Source organism: Peribacillus muralis (assembly GCF_001439925.1).
Taxonomy (GTDB): Bacteria; Bacillota; Bacilli; order Bacillales; family DSM-1321; genus Peribacillus; species Peribacillus muralis.
The window spans coordinates 105942-127201 of the sequence record NZ_LMBV01000004.1 but is presented as its reverse complement, the minus strand read 5'-3'; the positions used below and the strand labels follow the sequence as shown (position 1 = coordinate 127201).

The following is a 21260-nucleotide window of genomic DNA, read 5'->3' as shown; positions in this document are numbered from 1 at the left end:
GATTAAGAATTTATTTTGTATTCTGTCATGTAATCCATACTTTGTCAATAAGTTTAAAATTATTTAATGGCTTTACTAAAGTTAAAACAAATCTAACTTGCGTATCCGCTCGACAGCCTCTTTCAGTCGTTCTTCCGAAGTCAGAAGCCCGACCCTGACGTAGCCTTCGCCAAATTCGCCAAATCCATTTCCGGCAGCCACTGCAACGTGGGCGTGGGTTAATAAATGATCCGCAAAACTCTCGGAGGTGAAACCCGGTGGTATTTTAAGCCAGGCAAAAAACGATGCTTCCGGTGCCTTAACCTCCCAGCCAATGTCTTGTAATCCCTTTATGAAAGTATTCCTCCGATTCTCATACACTTTCACTAACTCCTCTACACACTCTTGGGAATCAAGCAAAGCGGTCGCAGCTGCCTCCTGTATCGCCGGGAAAAGGCTCACATAAAGGTGGTCCTGCAAAAGTTCAAGAGCTTCAATGACACTTTTATTGCCAACCGCAAAGCCGACTCTCCATCCTGCCATATTGTAAGTTTTCGAGAGTGTATATATTTCTATCCCAATATCCTTCGCCCCCTCTGCCTGGAGAAAGCTAATCGGTTTTTTTCCATTGAAGCCGATTGCCCCATAAGCAAAATCATGGACGACACAAATTGAATGCTCTTTGGCATACGATACGGTTTCATTAAAGAAATCTTCACTTGCAGATGCGCCTGTAGGATTATTCGGATAGTTCAAGAACATCATTTTTGCTTGATCAAGCACATCTCTATGTATCTCTTCGTAATTGGGAAGAAAAGCATGTTCTTCCTTCAACGGCATGCGTTCAATTTGAGCCTGGGCCAAAACGACACCGGAAAGATAATCCGGATAGCCGGGATCTGGAATGAGAATCGTATCACCTGGATTCAATAAACATTGAGGCAATTCAACCAATCCTGCTTTTCCGCCAAAGAGAATGGCTATTTCACTATTTGGGTCAAGCTTGACGCCGTATTCCCGTTCGTAAAAGGTGGCCGCGGCATCTTTTAAATATTGATATCCCCTGAACGGCGAATATTTATGGTTGATCGTTTTTTCAGCTGCACCCTGTAAACTTTTCACGATATGCTCAGGTGTCGGTTGATCGGGATTTCCTTGGCCTAAGTTAATGACATCATGCCCTAGCGCAGTAATTGCATGGACCTTTGCGACTAATGAAGCGAAAAACTGCTTGGGAAGTTCCTGAAGCTGTTTCGATTTTTCGAATTGCAACATTTATTCACCTTCTCTGAAATTTCTTGAAATTCTAGTCACAAATGATATATGTTTATTATAGTCTTGTAAAGCAATTTTTTACTTATGGGGGTTTTATTGAATGAAATGGAAAATAGCTTGTATCCAGATGGATATAGCGTTCGGACAACCAGATATCAATTATCAGCATGCCGAACAATGGTTGGAAAAAGCTGTAAGCAAAGAAGCCGATATCGTTATTTTACCAGAGCTTTGGACGACGGGCTACGACTTGACTAGATTGAATGAGATTGCTGATGAAGGTGCCGAACAGACGATTGGATTTTTAAAAAACATGGCAATCAAGCACCAAATTCATATCATAGGTGGCTCCGTCGCAAAAAAAACGCAAGAAGGCATCTATAACACGATGGTCATCATCGATAAGGATGGGAACCTCGTTAAAGAGTACGATAAGCTTCACTTATTTCAATTGATGGATGAACACCACTTCCTGCAGCCAGGCGAGAATGATGGATTATTTACTCTTGATGAAAAAATATGTGCTGGTTTCATTTGTTATGACATCCGCTTTCCGGAGTGGCAGCGTGCCCATACCGCCCGAGGGGCAGAAGTTCTGTTCATTACCGCAGAATGGCCAAAACCTAGGCTTGATCATTGGAGAGCCTTATTGATCAGCCGCGCCATCGAAAACCAGGCCTATGTTGTAGCCGTGAATCGCTCAGGCTCGGATAGCAATAATGTATTTGCCGGTCACTCGATGATCATTGATCCTTGGGGTCATATCGTAAGTGAAGCTGGAGAGGAAAGTGAAGTATTGACAGGCACCTTGGATTTCAAGAAAATTTCCGAAGCTCGCAACAAAATACCGGTATTTGAAGATCGCCGTCCAGATCATTATTAATTTCCCATTGACAAACTATTTGAAAGATTGATATTATTTTCCCGAAGATTAAAATTTCAGAAAACATATAAACTCTTATCAAGAGCAGGCTGAGGGATAAAGGCCCTATGAAGCCCAGCAACCGACTGTAATACCATTGTGAAATGGGGCGGATTCACCGCCGGATTCCTTAATCCACAGAGCACGGTGCTAATTCCACCAGAAAACACTTCTGGGAGATGAGAGGTCCGAAGCTAAAACTTCTGCCTCTTTCTCTATGAAAGAGGCTTTTTTATTTTAATTTTGCATGTGGAGGGGAAAATGATGACTCAAAATCATTCGAATTTTAAAAGATTGACAACTGAAACAGCTATAACCCTTGCAAAAAAACTTGGGTTAATCAATTCAGCTGCTCGTTTAAACTGTAAAGAAATCGGCGATGGAAACTTGAATTATGTGTTTCATATTACAGAAACGGACACCAATAAAGGGATTATAATCAAACAAGCGGTCCCTTATGCCAAGGTACTTGGCGAAAGCTGGCCGCTGACGTTAAAAAGAGCTGCCATCGAAGCGAATGCCCTTATCCATTTCCGGAGCTATTGCCCCGAATTCGTACCGCAAGTCTATTATTCGGATGAGCGACTAGCCATCACGATCATGGAAGACTTGTCACACTTGAAGATTGTAAGAAGTGGATTAATTGATGGTGATTCGTTTCCATTGCTTTCGCAACATATTGGAGAGTATGTCGCGAAGACGGCATTTTACACTTCCGACTATCACTTGGAGCCTTCAGTGAAAAAAGAAGTGGCCCGACACTTCACGAATCCGGAACTATGTAAAATCACTGAGGTCTTTATTTTCACGGATCCATTTTTTGAGGAGCTGCCGGGTGACTTCGAGGTGGAACTGACGGATGCCGCCAATAAAATTTGGAATGACCAAGAAGTGATACTCGAAGTGGCTAAGCTGAAACAAAGCTTTGAAACCGAGCAGGAAGCCTTGCTTCATGGAGATTTACATACAGGAAGTATTTTTGCAAGTGAAACAGAAACAAAAGTCATTGATCCGGAATTTGCTTTTTATGGACCCGTTGGTTTTGACCTTGGTCAATACACCGCCAACCTCCTCTTTCAGGCTGTCACACGTGATAGAGCTGGGAAAGAAGAGATTTTCACACATCTTCATGAATTTTGGTATGCCTTTGAAGAAACTTATACAGGATTATGGGAAGGTCAAAATAAAAGTCCATTCCGCCATGTGAAAGGTTATCTGCCTTATTTACTGACAAAATTCAAAAAAGATGCATTCGGCTTTGCCGGCTGTGAACTAATTCGGAGAACGATCGGTCTATCTCATGTTGCTGATCTAAATGTTTTGCAAGATAAAGAAACGAAAATCACGGCCAAAACGACCACATTAAAGCTCGGTGCTTCGTTAATCAAAAAACGGGAAGAATTAGATGTACCAGCGGTCATTGAATTGGTAAAGCAACAAACGCTGACTTCTTATTCCCCTTTATAAAAGGAGACCTGCACATGACGACCACAGCAGTTTTACCATATTCCGTACAATGGGATAATTCCCATATCACATTATTGAATCAACAAGCCCTTCCTGCCATCACTGAATTCATTGAACTTCATTCAGTTGATGATGTATATGACAGCATTTTGACATTGAAAGTTCGCGGTGCACCAGCAATTGGACTGACTGCAGCATTTGGGGTAGCACTAGGGGCCAAACAAGAAACTTCCACAGATTTAGGGGAATTCAAAAAAAACGTAAAGAGGCATATCGAAAAGCTCGCCTCTTCACGACCCACTGCAGTCAATCTGTTTTGGGCCCTAAAGAGAATGGAAAACATTTTGCTGGCGGCCCAAAGCATTGCCACTGCCAAAGAAGCACTTGAGTTGGAGGCAAAAGCCATCTTTGCCCAAGATGAAGAAATGTGCAGGAAAATCGGCGAACATGGATTATCCCTTTTCTCCAAAGGAGATTCCCTTCTAACGCATTGTAATGCTGGGGGAATTGCCACTGCGCGGTATGGCACAGCCTTGGCTCCCTTTCACTTAGCTAAAGAAAGGGACTTTCCGTTGAAAGTGTACGCATGTGAAACAAGGCCTGTGCTGCAAGGGGCGCGTTTGACAGCGTGGGAATTGATGCAAGCGGGGGTTGATGTCACCTTAATTTCTGATAATATGGCTGCCCATACGATTCAGCAGAAACAAATCAACGGAATTATAGTTGGAGCAGATAGGATTGCCGCTAATGGAGATACAGCCAATAAAATTGGGACATTGGGCTTGGCCATCTTAGCGAAGCATTATGGGATTCCTTTTTATGTGGCTGCACCATCAACCACATTTGACCTTACTCTTGAATCAGGTGCATCCATTCCGATTGAAGAACGAGATGGAGCAGAAATCACGTACATACAAGGAGTTAGGGTCGCCCCGGAAAACGTGAACACATTCAATCCTGCCTTTGACGTTACGCCTCATCATCTCATTACTAGCATCATCACCGAAAACGGTATCATTACACCAGGTTTTGCTCATAACATCCCAAATTTCGTGAAATGAGATTTCTTTCATTTAAATGGTGACTAAAAAAACGAGATGGATTTCAAATCCATTCTCGTTTTTTTATATTTTATTATTTATTCTAACGAGGTTTATTATATAATTCATTCTAGATTGCTGGTTTTCATCAGTTAGAGTCTTCCCCCATGCTAGTTTGAAAAGAATTCTTGGAGCGCCTTCTTATTTTTCGTATCATCCATCTCCAACACAGCCCCGATTTCTGGATATTCTTCATCTTTAAAGCTTCCTTCGACAGGAATTCTCATCGTTTCGACGGTGTCCGGTGCATGAAAGACGGCTTTTGGGCCCATTTCCAATATCGTTTTCAGCCCAATATCAGTATCTAAATAGGAGAGGCCTTGTTCGATCATGCTTGGAAGGGCTACCACTCCTTCAAAGGACGAGATTTGATTGATGAATCCGTTTTTTAATTGAAGCAATATCTCTTGCTGCCTGTCCACCCTTCCGAAATCACTTTCATCGTCATGCCTAAAGCGGACATATTTCAATATCTCCTCACCATGCAATACATTTTTACCAATGCTTGCTTGGATGCTCATATCATCTATGATTTTCTGATCGACATCCACCACGACCCCCTCAGGGGCAAGCAAGTCCACCATTTTTACAAATCCATGGAAATCTATCACAGCTACATGGTCGACTTGTACACCAAAGTTTTCATGGATCGTTTTCTTGAGCAATTCCTTTCCGCCATAGTAATAGGCTGCATTTATCTTATTGTATCGAGGGTGATCACCTGGGATTTTAACATAGCTGTCACGCATGATTGAAGCAAGTTTCAGTTTTCCTTGTTCAGGAAAGTATCTCGCCAACATGATCGCATCCGATCGGGATTTTTTCTCCCCCCTGGAATCGACGCCAATTAATAAAAATGTCTTCACGCTGTCATGGATTCTTTCATTGGTTAAGTTTTTTTCCGTGCCTGCATTTCCATTTTGTTTCGGTAAAGGGGCATAGGTGCATCCTGCCAGTATCATGATCACTAGATATATGTACAGTACCTTTTCTTTCATTACCTCACCTCGTCGGAAAATTAATTCTATTTTTACCTTTTAATGGATTATTATGCATTCAATTACAAATATTCCGTCACTCCCTTTCTGCTCCAATCAACTCTGCATTAAAATAAAGCTTGTGTGTGTCTCAATCGTATAAGGATTTTTAAGGGATTACATTGAATTGGCTCCCTAAGTTAGACAATTATTTTAAGGTCGGTATATTTAACAAAAACTACGAAATAAGGAAATTGACTAAACGAGAGCGTAGACATTCTTTTAAGAATTCAAAGAACAAATGGAAAGCTACGGAAAGACATTATCAGAGAATACGACCTGACTTCCTCAATACTGGGAAATGGTTTAGTCAACAACGCAACGCAGATTCGTTTAAAGAAAAAAACCAAATAACGCCTGATCAAGTCGAGTTAGCCTAGGTAATGAAGATAAATAAGCAGGTAGAATAAAGATTGATAAATGTGAAGGGTAACAATGCTCACAAATACTCGGGTCAGCAACGTGCAACGTCCTTAAGATTCCAAGAAGCACGAATTATTACGAAGAGTTAAGCGTTCTTTAAATATGAAAGGCTACTCCTATGAGAATGCGATAGCGGAACCAACATGTAAAATTATTAAGACAAACTTAGTAAAAAAAACACCATTTCAAGTCGTTCGTATCCGACTTAAAGAACGAACTATTTAATTATGTGAACTGGTTTAATGGAATAAGCATTTGAAAGAAAACTGTCTAGTTTTTTAATGACAGAGCAAAGTGCATATACTCCAAAACTGGGGACAATCAGGATTCCATCTTCGTTTTCACGCAAAGTGGAATGGAACGCAAGGCGGCGAGACTCCTAAGGGAAATGCGTGTCTACTTGAGACCCCGTAGGCTGAAAGCCGATGAGGTTCAAGGACCGCCCTCTGGAAAGCTAAGCACCTGCAGTGAAATGAAACGGACCAAGTACAGTTCGCCAAAACCGGAGGCACATCCAAGACTGTAAAATAAAAAAAAGATGCCGCCTGCAAAATGCAGACAGCATCTCTTTCAAGTTGTCTCTTTTTAAAATGTCCTTTGAAGGATACAATTTACTGACAGGCTTCTTACGTTTACTTGATTTCTTTCTTTACTACCTCTACCGCTTTTTTCAATTGTGTATCGTTTTTCAGGATTTTATCTCGGATAGCCTCCATCAATTTCACAGTTGTATCATCTTTAATGATCCCAGTTTCTTTGATTTTTTGATCCCTTTGGAATGCTTTGACTGCATTCGTGGTTTCTTCATCAAAGAATCCGTCTATCTTGCCTGGATCTTGGCCTGCTTCCTTCAGCATCTTTTCTGCCGCTTTCACTTCATTGGAGGAATCTGATTCTTTCAATTCCTTATCCGGCGAGATGTACGGAAGGCTGGCATAATCAGGAAGCTTCACCTCAATATCAGGCTTGATCCCTTTTTTATGGATCCAATTGCCTTCAGGAGTCAACCATTTAGCTGCTGTGTATTTAAAGTTAGAGCCATCATCGAAGTCTTCGGCAGTCTGTACAGTTCCTTTACCAAACGATTTAACCCCAACCAAAGGAATGTCGGCAGATTCACGGACAGCTGCCGCGACGATTTCAGATGCACTTGCACTGCCATCATCGATTAACACAACTACCGGGACCTTCTTCAACGCACCATCATTGTTCGATTTATACACTTCTTTATTTCCATTGCGGTTCTCAACTTGAAGAACCACTTCCCCGTTCGGTATGAACAGACTTGCCATATCTATCGCTTGGTCAAGCAGTCCCCCTGGGTTTCCTCGTAAATCCAGAACGAGACCATTCATATCCTTCTTCGACATTTCTTCAAGCGACGTTTTCAACTCTTCCACCGTATGTTCGGAAAAGCTGGTCACTTGAATTTTTGCGACACCATCGTCAAGCATTTCGGCATAAACAGTTTCGATTGGAATCGTGTCACGTTTAATCGTGAAATCAATCGGGTCCGTCTCACCTGCTCTTGAGATGGTTAAATTAACTTTCGTTCCTTTTTCGCCCCTGATCTTCAGGACAGCTTCAGAAGAACTTAGCCCTTTTACGCTTTTTCCATCCACACTTAAGACGATATCATTCGGTTTTATCCCCGCTTTTTCTGCAGGAGATCCTTTTATCGGGGAGACGACCATTATGTGTCCATCCTGCTCTTGTATCTCCGCACCGATACCTTCGAAGGATGAGGAAATGCTCTCATGAAAACTCGATGCTTCCTTTTTATCCATATAAGCGGAGTATGGATCATCCAGGGATTTAATCATGCCATTAATGGCACCGTCAACCAGCTTGTCTTCATCGATGTCTTTGTAGTAATTATCCTTTATCGTATCGTATGTAGAAAACAGTTTTTCGAATTGCGAATGTTTATCCTGTACCGTTGGATCTACTTTATCATCTCCAAAGATCAAAGCTATTGTCGTAATCCCTGCGGTTAGGAATATGAGTAAGAAAATCCCCATAATGAACGTAAACTTCTTTATTTTAATGAATTTCCCTGCCTCTTTGGGCTGTTCCTGATTTTCTTCTTCCACTGATGCTTCACCACTTTCATTCTTCATGACAAATATTAACGATTAGTTTCCATTTTATCAGCTTTGATGTTAATCGAAAAATAATAGTTATCAAAAATAACAATTTATATATATGTATATTTTTTAAGCGCTCTCAAATATAGGAGAAACCTGCCCTCTTAGCCGATTATTCGTTACATTGAAAAATGCGGATACCCTCGAATAAATGGGATTATATCCGATCCTGCATTTATACAGCAGCATTTATTCCTGGCTACCCGCCAGATTATCATTTTCGAATTATCAGTCTTGTATAGCTGCTTCCAGGGCCACCTCGACCATTTCGTTAAATGTTGACTGACGCTCCTCTGACGACGTTTCCTCACCAGTTAAAATGTGATCGGAAATGGTCAATACCGATAAAGCTTGGCGCCCGAATTTAGCTGCAAGGGTATATAAGGCAGCTGACTCCATTTCTATCGCTAATATTTGGTATTTTGCCCATTTTTCCAATTCACTATTATCGTTATAAAACTGATCTGCAGTAAATACATTGCCGACCTTCAATTGCAATCCTTTAGCCGTACCTGCGTCATAAGCTTTTCTTAATAAATCGAAATCAGCAGTCGGGGCAAAGTCTACTCCACCGAAGGTCATGCGGTTCATTTGCGAGTCGGTTGATGCGCTCATTGCAAGGATTACATCCCTGACCTTTACATCCTTTTGGATGGCCCCAGCAGTCCCGACACGAATCAGCTTCTGGACATTATAGCTATTCATCAATTCATTCACATAGATTGAAATGGATGGGACACCCATACCTGTACCTTGGACAGAAATGCGTTTTCCTTTATAAGTACCTGTATATCCAAACATGTTTCGTACTTCATTGTAAAGCTTGGCATCCTCTAAAAATGTTTCAGCAATATATTTTGCACGCAATGGGTCTCCAGGAAGTAAGACCGTTTCCGCAATTTCATTTTCTTTTGCACCAATATGTACGCTCATTTAACTATGTCCTCCTAAACTTGTGGTTGAAATGATATTCAAAAACAACTATACCATATCAACCACAAGTTAGGAAAATCGATCCTTATTCAAACCCGTGAAAAGTTAAGGAGACTTACGAACATTATCAAGGCATGTGAATCCCACTCATCCACTGCAAACAAAACGGCGGAGGTCCGCCGTCTTTTAAATGTTTTTTTAATTAAGGGAAAGGAAGCTTCTTAGCCTCTAATGACCAGGCTATTCATCGACTTCTTCATCAATTATGCATTTCTCAAGAAGATATTCGAATGTGATGTCAGCAAGATCTTCAACTTCAGCTTCTGTTGGAAGATAGCCCCGTCTTATCAATTCTTGAAAAAAGAATTCCGCTATCTCTTCTGTATCAATAAAAACCTCAATTTCTCGCAAATCATCGCCCCCTTAATTAAAGGTGTATGAATGGTTAGAGACAAATATTCCAGTTAGGGATGGCATAATGGTCATTCACAAGGAAAAGCCCGCTTTTTTTGGGACATTCCATGCCATTTTGTATCGAAGCCTTCACTTCGTTTGCTTCTTTTTATGATCTGGATAAATTTCCTCTGCCGCCTTTTCAATTTTAGCAAGTGCGATTTTCATGATATGACGATATTCATCATCGCCAAAATGCTCATAGAGCTTACAGTAATCATTATATAAATCCAAAAGCCCATCAATCATTTCCTTTTTTTCATTTTTTGTCATTGTCATATCTCGCTCACCTTTACCAGGGTTGTTTTGTTTAGCAATGATAGCAAGCTCATTATTCTTTTTAGAAAGGAGCAGCCCTAATTTTTGAATAATCGCATCTGCACGCTTAGCATCGGCTATTAACGTCAATTCTTCCTCATGCGCTTCAAGCCATTCACCATCTGAGATTCTAGATAATTCATAGATGATATCTTCCCAGGCATTTTCCTTATAGCGCCAAATTTCCGTTCGATAGCCGATAATCTTGAAATAATCCTGTTCATACCCATCTACCTGGACTAAGTCGCCTAATAAAAATTTATATTCAATATCGATTTGTTCCTTTGGATAAAGAATTTCACCTTCATATTCATTTATCGATTGCAACGTTTTTTCGATATAAAGACCTTCACTATAGTTCACTTCATACACATAAGCACCATCGAGAAATTTGATATCTGTTAAATTTCTAATTTATTGGGTTAAAGAAGTATTGATACTTAAAGAAAAAAGAAAAAAACCTGTGCACCGAAATGGCATACAGGTCGTTTGAGGAATTACTCAGCTTTTTTTAGTGGTTGTTCTTTTTTGTAGTTCTTCTTGTAGGTTCTATCAGAAAGTTCAATTAGTGCTTCAGCTATAAGTTCGATATCAGGTTCGTTGATGAATGTTACTTTGAGTTCCATGATGATCACCTCAGATTAAGATATGTAGACTCTTTGTCTGAGGTGCTTGTATCTATTGATGGGTCAAGTGTAAATCAAAAAAAAAAAAAAAATTTAAAATAACCATTTCATTTCAAAAGAAATAAGACATAGCCAGTTAGGCTATGCCAGTTATTAATGCTTACCGTATTCTTCTTACTTCAACTTCTCTTCTCATTTTCTGAGTTCCTTCTATAATAGTAGAAGAAAGTAAAACAAACAAAATTTAACTTAGCAGGACAAAATGTAAAATAAAATTGATATTTTATATTAATAAGTAAGGTATTTCTCCATTTCATAACGATAAAAACCATTTAGACTGTTCATATAATCCAAAAACTCTACATTTACTGCTAGATTATTATTTACATCCAAGCTAATATTTTTTAATTGACCATCTTTTTGCAACCTTGCTAACAAACTAAATGATAATCCTGTTTTAATCAAATTAATCTTTTTCTCATCATTAGTTCCATAAACCACATTATTATATTCCTTTTCAGAAATCATATTTAATTCAAACAATACAACTATTAGCCTATTTAATTTATAACTAATAAAGTCGTCCTCTAGCTTTAATTTTATAATCGCCAAGTTAATTAACTCTGCATCACCTTTTGTGGATAGGTCTACATAGACCTCTTTATTCTTATCTTGATAAGTTTCGGTAGGGAGTGCAAATTCACCATAGCTTAACCCTATATATAAATTAGCTGTGCCATCATTAACTCGCCTTTTGAAATAGTTATATGTTCTAATTATATTCTCTTTTAAGGAATTTGTTTTCCTGGCGCTAAGGTGTCCTCGGTAGAAGTTCCTTGCTTTCTCATTTTTCAAACGATATACTTCGTAGTCATAAAAGTCATCTCTTACAAACTTGGAAATATAAAAGTGGTAAACCTTGTCGATAATATCTAATTCATTCCATTTATTATTACCTTTTAACTTTTTGATTCTTTGAGCTATTCTTGTAAGATAATTATCGGTTAATGAACACAACTCTTCTAAACCTGATCTTATAAAAACCCTCTTTATTTTTTCAATTTCGTCTGTTGAATCTTTTAATACTAAATCTTCGTTATTTTTAATTTCTTGTATTTTTTCTTTTACCCTTTCATCTTCAATCTGGGTAATATCGTATTCAACTAGTATTGGGTTTTTAATATCATCTGAGAAAATATTACTTCTTAATTTTCTTATCAAATTCTCCATCTTAATTTTTTTCTTATTATATCTGCTATTAAGGAAATGGATTGACGGTAGCAGCTTAGCCAATTGATTTGTATCGACACTGAAGATTTCATTTAACCTATTAACCCTACCAATTAAGTTTGTAACCTCTTTTTCTCTTAAACCATTTGAATGCATTATAAATAGGGTGTCAATAGGCAAGTTTATTCCTTCCAAAATAACTTTGTTGGCTATTACTATATTTAAATCAGTATTTTTTTTAAATTTGTACTCTAGGTATTCCTTTATAATCTCTGGCATTCTTCCATGTAAATAAATAATCCCTTTTTTCAACAACTTTGTGATATAAAAATCTTTATGTACTAGTTCCTCTAATTCCTTAATTAAATCCTCAGTATCACTACTCACTTTTTTAATTGGAAAACTATGGGATAGTTCTTTGGAAAATTCCTCAATTTTTCTGGGTGCTTTATGATAAATAAAATTCTTATTACCTTTTTTCTTCTTTATATAAGTTATATACCCAGGTTCATTTCCGTTTATCGCTATATCACCAGCTGGATAAAACTCATTTACAAATCTGTTATATAAGAATATTCTTTGATCTTCCCTATATTCATATAGCTCTGGTTCCTTCATATTAAATTCTATTTTTTGTTCAACTATTTCTTTTTGAAAATCCAATCTAAGGTTATTACTATCATTTATGAGAGGTGATAAATAAATTACTTTTTGGTTTTTATTTTTTTTGGCATTAAACCTCAGAAGTCTTGAAAGTAAAATACTCCTGCTATCTCTTTCAAATAAATTGTGTGCTTCATCAATATAGAGTATATCAAACCCTATATCATGATTTTCCAACAATCTTAAGGCCCTTTCTTGAGTTAATACGCCAACAAAACTTTCTTCGTCTCGATACATCTCATCGTGTATAATTATTCTACGATTTAAATCAGATGTCCTCACTAATTTATAAGTTTGAGCCAAAAGAGACTTTGTGGGTACAATTATACCTATCTTATTATGGTTTAAGTTACTTTTTATATGCTCTATAATCACCGAACTTTTCCCATAGGAAGTAGGAGCGATATAACTAATATTTTGACCTTCATGATTTAATAATCCTTGTCTCTTCGTATGTTGCTCAAGTGTTTCAGTATAGTTATCGTAATGATACTCATCTAATTTCAAGCTTGCTAATTCATCTACTAACTTCATTTCAGGTATTAATACATTTTCATGTATAGCTTTTGCTATTGGAAAGAATCCAAAGTTGATTGCGAAATCATAAAGTGGCCTATAATCTTGATAAGTTGTAGAATATTTTAAAATAATATAATATGCAAATTCTAAATATGATGTATGTCTTTTATCAGATTCATAACTTTTGATGAAAAGAATTGCAACAGATAGAACATAGGTTTTTTCTTCATTATTTAATTCATGACCTAATGTTAATTTTTCAATGCAATCTTTAAACATCTTTATCTTATTTACTCGTGTTAGCTGCATCTTTTCTTTGCTGTCCATAATTATCCTCCCTTTTAGGAACATCTAAGAAATTCATGAATAAATCCAGAGATCTTTTTGTGCAACATAAAATTATTAGTTTTTTATATTTAAATTTTGAAATACCTTTAATAACCTTTTTATATATTTCTTCAACATCGTACTCTTCCCATTCTCCATTTAAAAACACGGTGGCAGCTGGCATTATATTAAAATTTTCCGGAGTATGATACTTTTTGGTTACGAAGTCATTTGAAAAGCTCTGTAATATTGATAGAATTGTATCAGTAGAATCGACATCTTTAGAATTTGCATGTTGGTATGCGTTTTGCCATGGATCGTTTTTAGCTACTCCATTCAACTGATCCTTTAAACTTGTATATGCATCTTTTATTTTATCCGAATGAGAAACGCTTTCATGTCTTGCATTGCCGGATTTACTGTCTAATATCCATTCCTCATCTTCTCGAGAATAGTAACCGTCAAATCCCTTTTTGACAGAAGTCTCCTCCATATTTAAAAACATACACTCTTGCCTAAAGTTAATGCTTCTTAAATATAAATGCATAAAAAATTCAGCAGTGGCACCGTTTCTTGTTCTTTCATCCTTTCCTACAAAAAAATTATACGCTGTCTTTTTAATAATTTCTAAAGGGGTTTTATTCTTTTGACCTCGACAAATACTTACAAAATTTTCATTTATAAACTTGACTAACTTGGAATCAAAATCTTTAATGCTAATATAATGAAATTCAACAATATTGTTAATACTCCTTATCTGACTACTAAATAGAGTTTCTGACAAATGTGTCACCTTCCTTTTTAGATTAGCTATTTTTTCTTAATTAAACTTAGAAAAGAGATTTAGTTCTTTTTCCATTTTAGATTTTGAATATTTTATACATCCATTGTATCAAAAAATATACTAATATTGGAAAACTTTCTAATTAATTATTTTACTGCTAAATAGCAAGCAAAAAAAAAATAAGAGCCTAACCAAGTTTTTAGTCTCGATTAGGCTCTTAGATTGCTGCTTTTCTTCCGATTTCATATGCTACTTTGGCTGCTTCAAATAGCTTCTGATTATTCTTCATCTTAGCTTGTTTCATAATGACCGCAGCATAGTCTTTCAAAGTTATGTCGAGTCTCGTATCAGAAGTGAACAATACAAACATAACTGGAGATAGAAAGACAGTTGGTTCCTTCAGCATGACTTTCATAGCTTGTTCTGGACTGTACTTTTTTCTCTTTGTATTTTCAAGATACTCTCTAGACTTATTAAACGGTTCAGATTCAGTTGTTCCTTCTAGCATTCTAATCAAATCTTCAATCATTTTATCGTCCTCCTGAAACTGCTTTAGCAATTATGCTTTGAATGTCTTCATCTTCTTCAATAGAATCGAAATCCATTTCGAACATATTCACATCATTAAGAACTGAGCTTGTAAGAAGTTGTCTTGATGCTGGGTCTAATTGCAGGTCTTTCAATTGCTGACTTAATCCTCGTTGAGTCGTATTTCTGACTGTTACTAAAGGACTTACAATAACTTTCTTCATACCTGTGTTGTCTTTTCCAATAGTCGTAGTTCCGTTCTCTTGAAGGTCCCTTTCAATCTCTGAAAGTAGATCAATCGTATTAGAAAGAGATACAAGTGAATACGTATCTATTTCTTTCAAATGAACGTTTAGGGAAAGTTTTTCAAGGTTTGCAAGTAGAATTTGATAGACAAGTTCGCTTCGAAGCTGAAAATGTTTCGGTGGAGATAAATCAACTGCTTTGAATTGCTCTTTCATTTTTTCTTTCTGTTGTTTGTTCTGTTTCTGCCTAAATGGATTCGAATCTTTCTTTAAATGACTCGGTTTAATGTTCATCCAATCACCCTTTCTAATTTTCACTGGAGTTCTCAAAATGTACAGGCGTTAAAAGTTACACTCCCACAGTTATTAAACGTATATTACTGTTTTTGTTCTGGAGGGTAGGCGGTACTTCTCATCCTACATAAATTTTTCATTCAAACCATCTTCTAATGAATCCATAAGAGACTTCTCCATTACCCATTGATCTTAAGGATAGATTCACTCTATCCAATAGGTTCGTTCGTGTCATATCCTTACCTTTGTTCTTTATCTCATCTAAGTAGTAATCAATTAAGATTGTTGCAGCTGCAAACCTAAACTTATCTTCATCTATGATTCCCCGTACTATTTGTAAATGATTTAGTTTCTCTTTCATTTGATATATACCATCCTCTCTTACTTAACTATTACTAATTGAGTTGTTAAACCCTGTAGGGATATAAGCCAAGTGCTTAACTCTTCATATGGAATATCATTATCGAATGTAGTTATTGTGCAGTTACTAAAGAGCTTCTCTCCAGACAGTAGGTCGATATATACATCAACTTCATTTCCTTGAACGTATTCTTCTCTTAATGTTGCATATGCCTCATCATCAGTAATGAATGCTTTATTACAGGCTATTGAGAATACTTCTGTATCAGTGCCTTCTACTGAATGACTTAAGGTAGCATTTCGTTGGGCAGCTAATGCTATATTTGTTCCTGCTTTATGGATGTAGACTTTACATTTCGTTCCTGGTCTTTTTGCCATTCTTATTACCTTCTTTCAATTAAAATAAAAAAAGAGCTAGAAATTAATCTAGCTCTCAGTTTATGAAATATTTCGCATAAACAATTATGCTGAAATTGTTCCTTTAGCAACAGCTTGGTAGTTATGAACTGATCCATCACAATACATTTCAGCCATAAATAAAGTGTTACCAGAAACACTTACAATTGAATCTTTTCCAAGCTTTGTAACAACAACATCGTTAGAAATCGCTAATGTATAAGCGTTTGCAATGTCAGCAAAGATAATTGGAACTTGTCCGATTGTATCTCCTGCAGCAATAGCATTAGTTACTTCAATTTCATGTTCCCATAAAGTTGCAACAACTTTATTATCAATTGTTTTCGATTTAACGATATATTCACCGTTAACAATGATTTTTGCAACTTTCTCAAAATATTGCTCAGACATATACCATTTGCAGAATGGGCGATATTCTGAATTAACTTTTAAATAAAGAGCTCGAAGTAATAATTCTGTTGGAGCAATTGCAATATTTACTGATGGTACTAATACGTCAGGAGCAATACCGTGCAAACCAGTTAATGTTCCATCACCAACTAAAATTTCTTCTTCAATTTTTTTACCAACCCGACTAACTAATTTTGACTTGCTATGTTCCTCTAAAACTCCAACCTCATTTAAAAGAACATTGCTGAATCTTTGTGCGATACCGATTCTCTTCGGACTTAACTTAGTTGCTTCTGCTAAGTTTAAGCTGACTTCTGGAATAGGGTCCCCATCAAGAACAAATTCCGCATCCGATAATCCTGTCTCGTATGGAAGTTTCAGTTCTTGGCCAACAAGCTTAATTTTACGACTTTTAGCTACTACATCGCTTGTATTTTCTAACAGCTCTGTGATCGGTGCGACTTGTTTCGAAATAGTTGATTGGCCTGCCCCAACACTTTGTAATTCTCTTATTTCTTCCTTTAATTCTTCTATCATTTTTTGTTCCTCCTGTAATTTTGAAAGTTCATTTCTCTTTTCTTCTAATACCTTCTTTGTTCGTTCAAGATAGGACCTACTAATATTACTGTCACTCAACTTAAACATTCGTTCAGCACTAGAAACACTAGCTTTTTGTTTTTCAAATTCAATTTGAGTTTTTCGAATTTGAAGGTCTAAGTCTTGTTCTTTTCGAACTTCTTTAACTTCTGGTTCTTCAACTTGAATTTCTTCAATTTCTCGGATTTCAGGGTCTTCGATAATTTCTATTGACCTCGCAGCAATAGTAGACTGGCTATACGCAGGGTCTTTCACAACCGAAACTTCGTATAAAAGAAGTTCTTCGATAGTACGTTCATAAAGATCTCCTGCAGTCTTTTTCCATGAATCGCGAATATTTTTAAACCCAAAACTCATGTTTCGTAAAATTCCAGATTTTATAAGCTCATACGAATCCTTTCCGTAACTTGTCTTAGCAATCTTAGCTGTCATTTTAAGACCAACAGAATCTTCTTCTAAATGAAGACTTCCGTTTCTCGTACTAGACAAAATCTGATTTGACTTATGTTCAAGCAAGAAATCGATGTCTCGTTGCTTATTAGCAATAGCCCTTTGGAAGGCACCTCGTCGTATTTTTTCTTTGAACCTCTTACTAGAACCAAGTACTTCTGAAAGTTGCTCCGTTTTATTGACATAGCCTGATACAATCATTTCATCTTGATTCTCTGAAACTAACTCAACATCCTGAACACGCAGTTCCATTTTCATATTTTCTACTCCCCTTCTAGTTCCTCAAAACATTCAGCAGCTAAATCTTCTAGTATGGAATCTGTGATAAAGTTTCCATCACAAGTTCGGTCTTCTGCTGTACGAAGAACTTTTCCTTCTGAATTTTCTAAGGTATATATTCGTCCGTTTTTAACCCATCTATAATCATTTTCATCGTAGTTTAATTTCGACATTAAATGTCTCCTTCGAATTAATATTTTGCTTTGAAAGCAAACTTAAAAAATCGCAAAAAAAAAGCCATAAAAGTATGACTTTTTCGTATAAAATAGAGAAATTCAGTAAATTTAATAAGAGAAGAAGTCAATAATCGGAGTAACTGACTTGCTCTCTTATTATATTTAAAATTGGAGGTGTTGAATGAAAAGCTAACCTCCAAGAAAAGGAGTCGAAAAAGAGGAAACTAGCTAAACATTCAACTTAATTCATGAATATTAAAACCTTAATTGAAAAACGTTCTACTCAACGAAGAAATGTAAATACTTCATAGGAATGAGGGATAAGAAAATAGAAGTAAACTTATCTCTCTTATAATATATATATATATATATATATAGCTCAGATAAGTTTTTATCTCTCTAATGTATATATATATTGCTAGTGTATTTTGTACGTACTATTTATATTTAAATGATTAAAAAAATAAGACAGCCATTAGCTGCCTCAATCAAGTCAAAGTAAGATGAAAAAACTTCATAAGCTTCTTTCGTAGGAACTTTAGAAATTGATTTTTTAGGAGTTCCTCCATAAAGCTTTCTGCAATCACTATAAGCAATTTTATTAGCTTCTTTCTTATACTCTTCAATTGCTTTAAGTTTTTCACTTTTTAAAAAATTATCTGATTCAAGAACGAGTAAGAAATCGGTTAAGTACTCCGAGTACTTATCATTAACAAATTTTATCATTTCAAAATATTCATTCCGATCAATTTCTTCTCGAAATCCATCATCTATTGAAACAACATAATAAGTATATTTATTTGGATCCAACACTTTAGAATACAACTCCGCAGTCTCCGTATTAAAAGAAACTCGTTTTTCTTTTGGTAGGACTGGAGGAAGAAACTTGTACTTTCTGAATAACCCAATGTATCTTCCAACCGTGTGTCTTTCAAGAGTTCCTGGAATCTCATAGCCAATATCTTCATATCCAAGAATTGTACAGTTCCTTTTCAATAGAACATTTAGTATTTTTTCAGCAGTACTTTCTCTTGGAAAACTAACTTTGCAATCAGATATTTTTTCACATAGCTTTATGAATTCTGATGATTGTTCTTCTTTATAATCAATAATGTCATAAGCAAAAATTCCTTTTGAAACTTTATATCTGTCGCTATGAACGTATTCTTTCAAGTTGTCTTTATACGTTCGGCGCAAAGTATTCGTTTTAATGTTAAGAGATTCAGCAAGCTCTGTTTCAGTGTAAGTTTTTAATTCTAGCATATTAGGATGTCCTTTCTTGTTTCACTTCTTAGGATGGTAAAAAAACTGTCAAAGTAAATGTTCCAACATATATTTATATTATTGTGGTAAGTGTTCATTGACAGTTTTTATTGATTAAATGAAGATCCTCTTGAAATTGAAAAGTATCTTTGAAAACATAGACCATTTTATCTGGATGAAATTTATTGGATTCGATATGTAAAACTTTATGCCCCTTCTTAGAAAGCATCAGAGCAAGTGTTTTTTTGAATATACGTTTTTTAGACATTTGATTATCTCTCCTTTTGGATGTTTTGGATGTTTTGCTGGAATAAAAAAACCTTCCAATAGTAGGAAGGTCATTCTTCAATTACTTGAAAAATAGGTGATGAAGCATTTTGAATTTTGTCTTTTAAATACGAGTAAATTAATCCTCGTGATATCGCCGATTTATTTAAATCTTTCGATTTGCAGTAGTTAGAAAATTCTTCATATAAAAATTCTGGAATTGAGAAAGAAATGGTTTTAGTTTGCATCTTGGTAAGCCTCCGATAAATTGGATTTATTTTATATAACTAATATATCCTGCTCACGCAAAACGTAAATCACCCAGAGAAACTTTTTTAGAATGAATTCTAGGGGACTTTTAAGAAGATTAATATATATCCATTAGTCAGATAATTAGAGTCCAGCACGGGTCAATCTGGAGCTTCTGAGTATAGGTATGAGGGTTGATTATAGATATATAAAATGAAAATTTTATTATTTATTCTTTGAATTAACGGACTTAGATCATAATTTATTGTGTTAAAATAAGGAAGTTAATTAGGGGAACTATCTAAATATTTACTTAAGGGGGCATTTATATAGGATACTGTATTTATTATCAAAAATCAGATCAATATTTACGTTTTGATAAAGAAGAACATGTAATACCAGCAGGTTTAGGTGGGATACAAACACTTGAAAAAGGCTCGGTATCAGATGAAGCAAATGAAAAGTTTAGTAAACTTGAAACAGTGGCCTTAAGAAATTCCTTTATTGGTTTTAACAGGATGAATAATGGACCGGGTAAAAGAGGCAGCTTTAATGTAAAAAAGATCAAAAATCCTATTGTGCGAGTGCTAAAAAAAGAAGAAGGAAGTCCTGAAGATTTCCTGTTAGGATTTATATTTACAGGGATGCATTACATTATCCCACAAATAATTATTAATTTTGACGGTGACAAGATTTCTACAAACTATATGTCTAACACTTTAAGTGAGAAGTCTGTTGATGATTTCCCTCAAAATTTAACTAAAATGCTTATGCATTTTTTCAAAAGTAAGAAAAGGTTTTATAAACAAGTTATTATGCCATTTTTTTATATGCCATATAGAAATAATAAACATTTTGTCAATATTGGTTATTATCAAGGGAAATGGTATGTTGCAACATCTCACAAACAGTTAAATATGGACTTTGTAGCGCTTACTGTGTTACCAATGCTAAATAAACCACTCCAAGAATCTAACAAGTTGAACAAGCCGGAACTATTAGATAACGTTATCTTAAAATATAAGGATAGAATTGATACAGATGCTTCAAAGTTTTATTTTTTATATTTAAAAACTGCCTTTAATGCGTTAACTCTATTTAAAGGAACAGATTTTATAAGTAATGAGTTTTTTGATGAAATTCGTGAAAGTATTATCGAATTAAAAGATGTAAAGAAATTTGTATTACCGAACGATAAAGTTATGTATGAAACTGAAATTGGAGAATATGCTAAAAACATTCCTGATAAAGCCCATTATGTAATTATCTCATCAAGAGATAATATGCTAATTGCATATGTTAGTTTCTATGGTGAAATTCCTGGAAGATTTAAATTAACAGATAAATATCAAGGCGAGGATTTTATAGACGGACTTATTTGTGATTGGAAGAATAGAAAAGAACTTCGTTTTGAAGATTTACAAGTGTGAACTTTTTAGGAAAAGGCTATAAACTAAATAGCTAGTTAAAGATGAAGACAAAGAACTTAGACCACATCAAGTGGTCTATTTAAATTAAAATGCTGATTTAATATAAAATATT

At 35.8% G+C, this 21260-nt stretch carries 21 protein-coding genes, 1 pseudogene and 1 riboswitch; of the genes and pseudogenes, 4 read left to right on the top strand and 18 right to left on the bottom strand.

Annotated features, from left to right (window positions below):
- Positions 1-81: 81 nt before the first annotated feature.
- Positions 82-1254: a pyridoxal phosphate-dependent aminotransferase gene (locus ASU00_RS07165; RefSeq protein WP_057912773.1), complete on the bottom strand. Its 1173-nt coding sequence runs from the start codon at positions 1252-1254 to the stop codon at positions 82-84.
- A gap of 100 nt (positions 1255-1354) precedes the next feature.
- Here ASU00_RS07165 and ASU00_RS07160 point away from each other — a divergent pair, with 100 nt between their 5' ends.
- From ASU00_RS07160 to mtnA, 3 genes are all read left to right on the top strand, one after another.
- On the top strand, positions 1355-2137 hold the full coding sequence (locus tag ASU00_RS07160) for a carbon-nitrogen family hydrolase (RefSeq protein ID WP_057912772.1): 783 nt from the start codon (positions 1355-1357) through the stop codon (positions 2135-2137).
- A gap of 72 nt (positions 2138-2209) precedes the next feature.
- Positions 2210-2362: riboswitch (SAM riboswitch) on the top strand.
- A 75-nt stretch (positions 2363-2437) separates the two neighbouring features.
- Positions 2438-3643: an S-methyl-5-thioribose kinase gene (mtnK, locus tag ASU00_RS07155; protein WP_057912771.1), complete on the top strand. Its 1206-nt coding sequence runs from the start codon at positions 2438-2440 to the stop codon at positions 3641-3643.
- Between the two features lie 14 nt (positions 3644-3657).
- The gene (mtnA, locus tag ASU00_RS07150; RefSeq protein ID WP_057912770.1) at positions 3658-4704 is read left to right on the top strand and encodes an S-methyl-5-thioribose-1-phosphate isomerase; all 1047 of its coding nucleotides are present in this window, start codon (positions 3658-3660) and stop codon (positions 4702-4704) included.
- A 149-nt stretch (positions 4705-4853) separates the two neighbouring features.
- Here the strand turns inward: mtnA and ASU00_RS07145 are convergent, their stop codons facing one another.
- The 17 genes and pseudogenes from ASU00_RS07145 to ASU00_RS25355 all read right to left on the bottom strand — a co-directional run bounded on the left by ASU00_RS07145 (position 4854) and on the right by ASU00_RS25355 (position 19717).
- Positions 4854-5741 (bottom strand): LCP family protein, encoded by an 888-nt coding sequence (locus ASU00_RS07145; protein ID WP_057912769.1) that lies wholly within the window; start codon positions 5739-5741, stop codon positions 4854-4856.
- 1094 nt (positions 5742-6835) lie between these two features.
- The gene (locus ASU00_RS07135) at positions 6836-8323 is read right to left on the bottom strand and encodes a lmo1851 family serine protease (RefSeq protein WP_057912767.1); all 1488 of its coding nucleotides are present in this window, start codon (positions 8321-8323) and stop codon (positions 6836-6838) included.
- Positions 8324-8578: 255 nt separating this feature from the next.
- The gene (gene deoD / locus ASU00_RS07130; protein ID WP_057912766.1) at positions 8579-9283 is read right to left on the bottom strand and encodes a purine-nucleoside phosphorylase; all 705 of its coding nucleotides are present in this window, start codon (positions 9281-9283) and stop codon (positions 8579-8581) included.
- Positions 9284-9523: 240 nt separating this feature from the next.
- Complete coding sequence (locus tag ASU00_RS24390) at positions 9524-9694, bottom strand: YozD family protein (RefSeq protein ID WP_064505166.1); 171 nt, start codon at positions 9692-9694, stop codon at positions 9524-9526.
- A 132-nt stretch (positions 9695-9826) separates the two neighbouring features.
- Positions 9827-10456: pseudogene (locus ASU00_RS07125) on the bottom strand (hypothetical protein); the annotation flags it as partial.
- Between the two features lie 95 nt (positions 10457-10551).
- Positions 10552-10680, bottom strand: a complete 129-nt coding sequence (locus ASU00_RS26645) for a hypothetical protein (protein ID WP_257390582.1) — start codon at positions 10678-10680, stop codon at positions 10552-10554.
- 288 nt (positions 10681-10968) lie between these two features.
- Positions 10969-13419, bottom strand: a complete 2451-nt coding sequence (locus ASU00_RS07120; protein WP_057912765.1) for a DEAD/DEAH box helicase — start codon at positions 13417-13419, stop codon at positions 10969-10971.
- Positions 13379-14203, bottom strand: coding sequence for a hypothetical protein (locus tag ASU00_RS07115; RefSeq protein ID WP_057912764.1), 825 nt, complete (start codon positions 14201-14203; stop codon positions 13379-13381). Before ASU00_RS07115 ends, ASU00_RS07120 begins: the two co-directional genes overlap by 41 nt.
- A gap of 217 nt (positions 14204-14420) precedes the next feature.
- Positions 14421-14732 carry a hypothetical protein gene (locus ASU00_RS07110; RefSeq protein ID WP_057912763.1) on the bottom strand — a complete coding sequence of 104 codons (312 nt, stop codon included), beginning with the start codon at positions 14730-14732 and terminating at the stop codon, positions 14421-14423.
- 1 nt (position 14733) lies between these two features.
- Entirely contained in the window at positions 14734-15270 is a 537-nt protein-coding gene (locus ASU00_RS07105) for a P27 family phage terminase small subunit (protein WP_057912762.1), read from the bottom strand.
- 136 nt (positions 15271-15406) lie between these two features.
- Positions 15407-15631 carry a hypothetical protein gene (locus tag ASU00_RS07100; protein ID WP_057912761.1) on the bottom strand — a complete coding sequence of 75 codons (225 nt, stop codon included), beginning with the start codon at positions 15629-15631 and terminating at the stop codon, positions 15407-15409.
- 20 nt (positions 15632-15651) lie between these two features.
- Entirely contained in the window at positions 15652-16008 is a 357-nt protein-coding gene (locus tag ASU00_RS07095) for a hypothetical protein (protein ID WP_057912760.1), read from the bottom strand.
- An 84-nt stretch (positions 16009-16092) separates the two neighbouring features.
- Positions 16093-17742, bottom strand: a complete 1650-nt coding sequence (locus ASU00_RS07090; protein ID WP_057912759.1) for an HK97 family phage prohead protease — start codon at positions 17740-17742, stop codon at positions 16093-16095.
- 5 nt (positions 17743-17747) lie between these two features.
- Positions 17748-17936: a hypothetical protein gene (locus ASU00_RS07085; RefSeq protein ID WP_057912758.1), complete on the bottom strand. Its 189-nt coding sequence runs from the start codon at positions 17934-17936 to the stop codon at positions 17748-17750.
- A gap of 450 nt (positions 17937-18386) precedes the next feature.
- Positions 18387-19202, bottom strand: a complete 816-nt coding sequence (locus ASU00_RS07080) for a hypothetical protein (protein ID WP_057912757.1) — start codon at positions 19200-19202, stop codon at positions 18387-18389.
- Between the two features lie 94 nt (positions 19203-19296).
- Positions 19297-19470 (bottom strand): hypothetical protein, encoded by a 174-nt coding sequence (locus ASU00_RS25360; protein ID WP_161809709.1) that lies wholly within the window; start codon positions 19468-19470, stop codon positions 19297-19299.
- Positions 19471-19540: 70 nt separating this feature from the next.
- Entirely contained in the window at positions 19541-19717 is a 177-nt protein-coding gene (locus tag ASU00_RS25355) for a hypothetical protein (protein WP_161809708.1), read from the bottom strand.
- Positions 19718-20236: 519 nt separating this feature from the next.
- On the opposite strand from ASU00_RS25355, the gene ASU00_RS07075 reads away from it, so the two are divergent.
- Positions 20237-21148: a hypothetical protein gene (locus ASU00_RS07075; protein ID WP_057912756.1), complete on the top strand. Its 912-nt coding sequence runs from the start codon at positions 20237-20239 to the stop codon at positions 21146-21148.
- Positions 21149-21260 lie beyond the last annotated feature (112 nt).

Excerpts from the sequence above, each read along its gene's own strand:
- ASU00_RS07165 (WP_057912773.1), bottom strand. The coding sequence starts at position 1,254 with ATGTTGCAATTCGAAAAATCGAAACAGCTTCAGGAACTTCCCAAGCAG.
- ASU00_RS07160 (WP_057912772.1), top strand. The coding sequence starts at position 1,355 with ATGAAATGGAAAATAGCTTGTATCCAGATGGATATAGCGTTCGGACAA.
- mtnK (WP_057912771.1), top strand. The coding sequence starts at position 2,438 with ATGATGACTCAAAATCATTCGAATTTTAAAAGATTGACAACTGAAACA.
- mtnA (WP_057912770.1), top strand. The coding sequence starts at position 3,658 with ATGACGACCACAGCAGTTTTACCATATTCCGTACAATGGGATAATTCC.
- ASU00_RS07145 (WP_057912769.1), bottom strand. The coding sequence starts at position 5,741 with ATGAAAGAAAAGGTACTGTACATATATCTAGTGATCATGATACTGGCA.
- ASU00_RS07135 (WP_057912767.1), bottom strand. The coding sequence starts at position 8,323 with ATGAAGAATGAAAGTGGTGAAGCATCAGTGGAAGAAGAAAATCAGGAA.
- deoD (WP_057912766.1), bottom strand. The coding sequence starts at position 9,283 with ATGAGCGTACATATTGGTGCAAAAGAAAATGAAATTGCGGAAACGGTC.
- ASU00_RS26645 (WP_257390582.1), bottom strand. The coding sequence starts at position 10,680 with ATGGAACTCAAAGTAACATTCATCAACGAACCTGATATCGAACTTATA.
- ASU00_RS07120 (WP_057912765.1), bottom strand. The coding sequence starts at position 13,419 with ATGGACAGCAAAGAAAAGATGCAGCTAACACGAGTAAATAAGATAAAG.
- ASU00_RS07110 (WP_057912763.1), bottom strand. The coding sequence starts at position 14,732 with ATGATTGAAGATTTGATTAGAATGCTAGAAGGAACAACTGAATCTGAA.
- ASU00_RS07105 (WP_057912762.1), bottom strand. The coding sequence starts at position 15,270 with ATGAACATTAAACCGAGTCATTTAAAGAAAGATTCGAATCCATTTAGG.
- ASU00_RS07100 (WP_057912761.1), bottom strand. The coding sequence starts at position 15,631 with ATGAAAGAGAAACTAAATCATTTACAAATAGTACGGGGAATCATAGAT.
- ASU00_RS07095 (WP_057912760.1), bottom strand. The coding sequence starts at position 16,008 with ATGGCAAAAAGACCAGGAACGAAATGTAAAGTCTACATCCATAAAGCA.
- ASU00_RS07090 (WP_057912759.1), bottom strand. The coding sequence starts at position 17,742 with ATGAAAATGGAACTGCGTGTTCAGGATGTTGAGTTAGTTTCAGAGAAT.
- ASU00_RS07085 (WP_057912758.1), bottom strand. The coding sequence starts at position 17,936 with ATGTCGAAATTAAACTACGATGAAAATGATTATAGATGGGTTAAAAAC.
- ASU00_RS07080 (WP_057912757.1), bottom strand. The coding sequence starts at position 19,202 with ATGCTAGAATTAAAAACTTACACTGAAACAGAGCTTGCTGAATCTCTT.
- ASU00_RS25360 (WP_161809709.1), bottom strand. The coding sequence starts at position 19,470 with ATGTCTAAAAAACGTATATTCAAAAAAACACTTGCTCTGATGCTTTCT.
- ASU00_RS25355 (WP_161809708.1), bottom strand. The coding sequence starts at position 19,717 with ATGCAAACTAAAACCATTTCTTTCTCAATTCCAGAATTTTTATATGAA.
- ASU00_RS07075 (WP_057912756.1), top strand. The coding sequence starts at position 20,237 with ATGAATAATGGACCGGGTAAAAGAGGCAGCTTTAATGTAAAAAAGATC.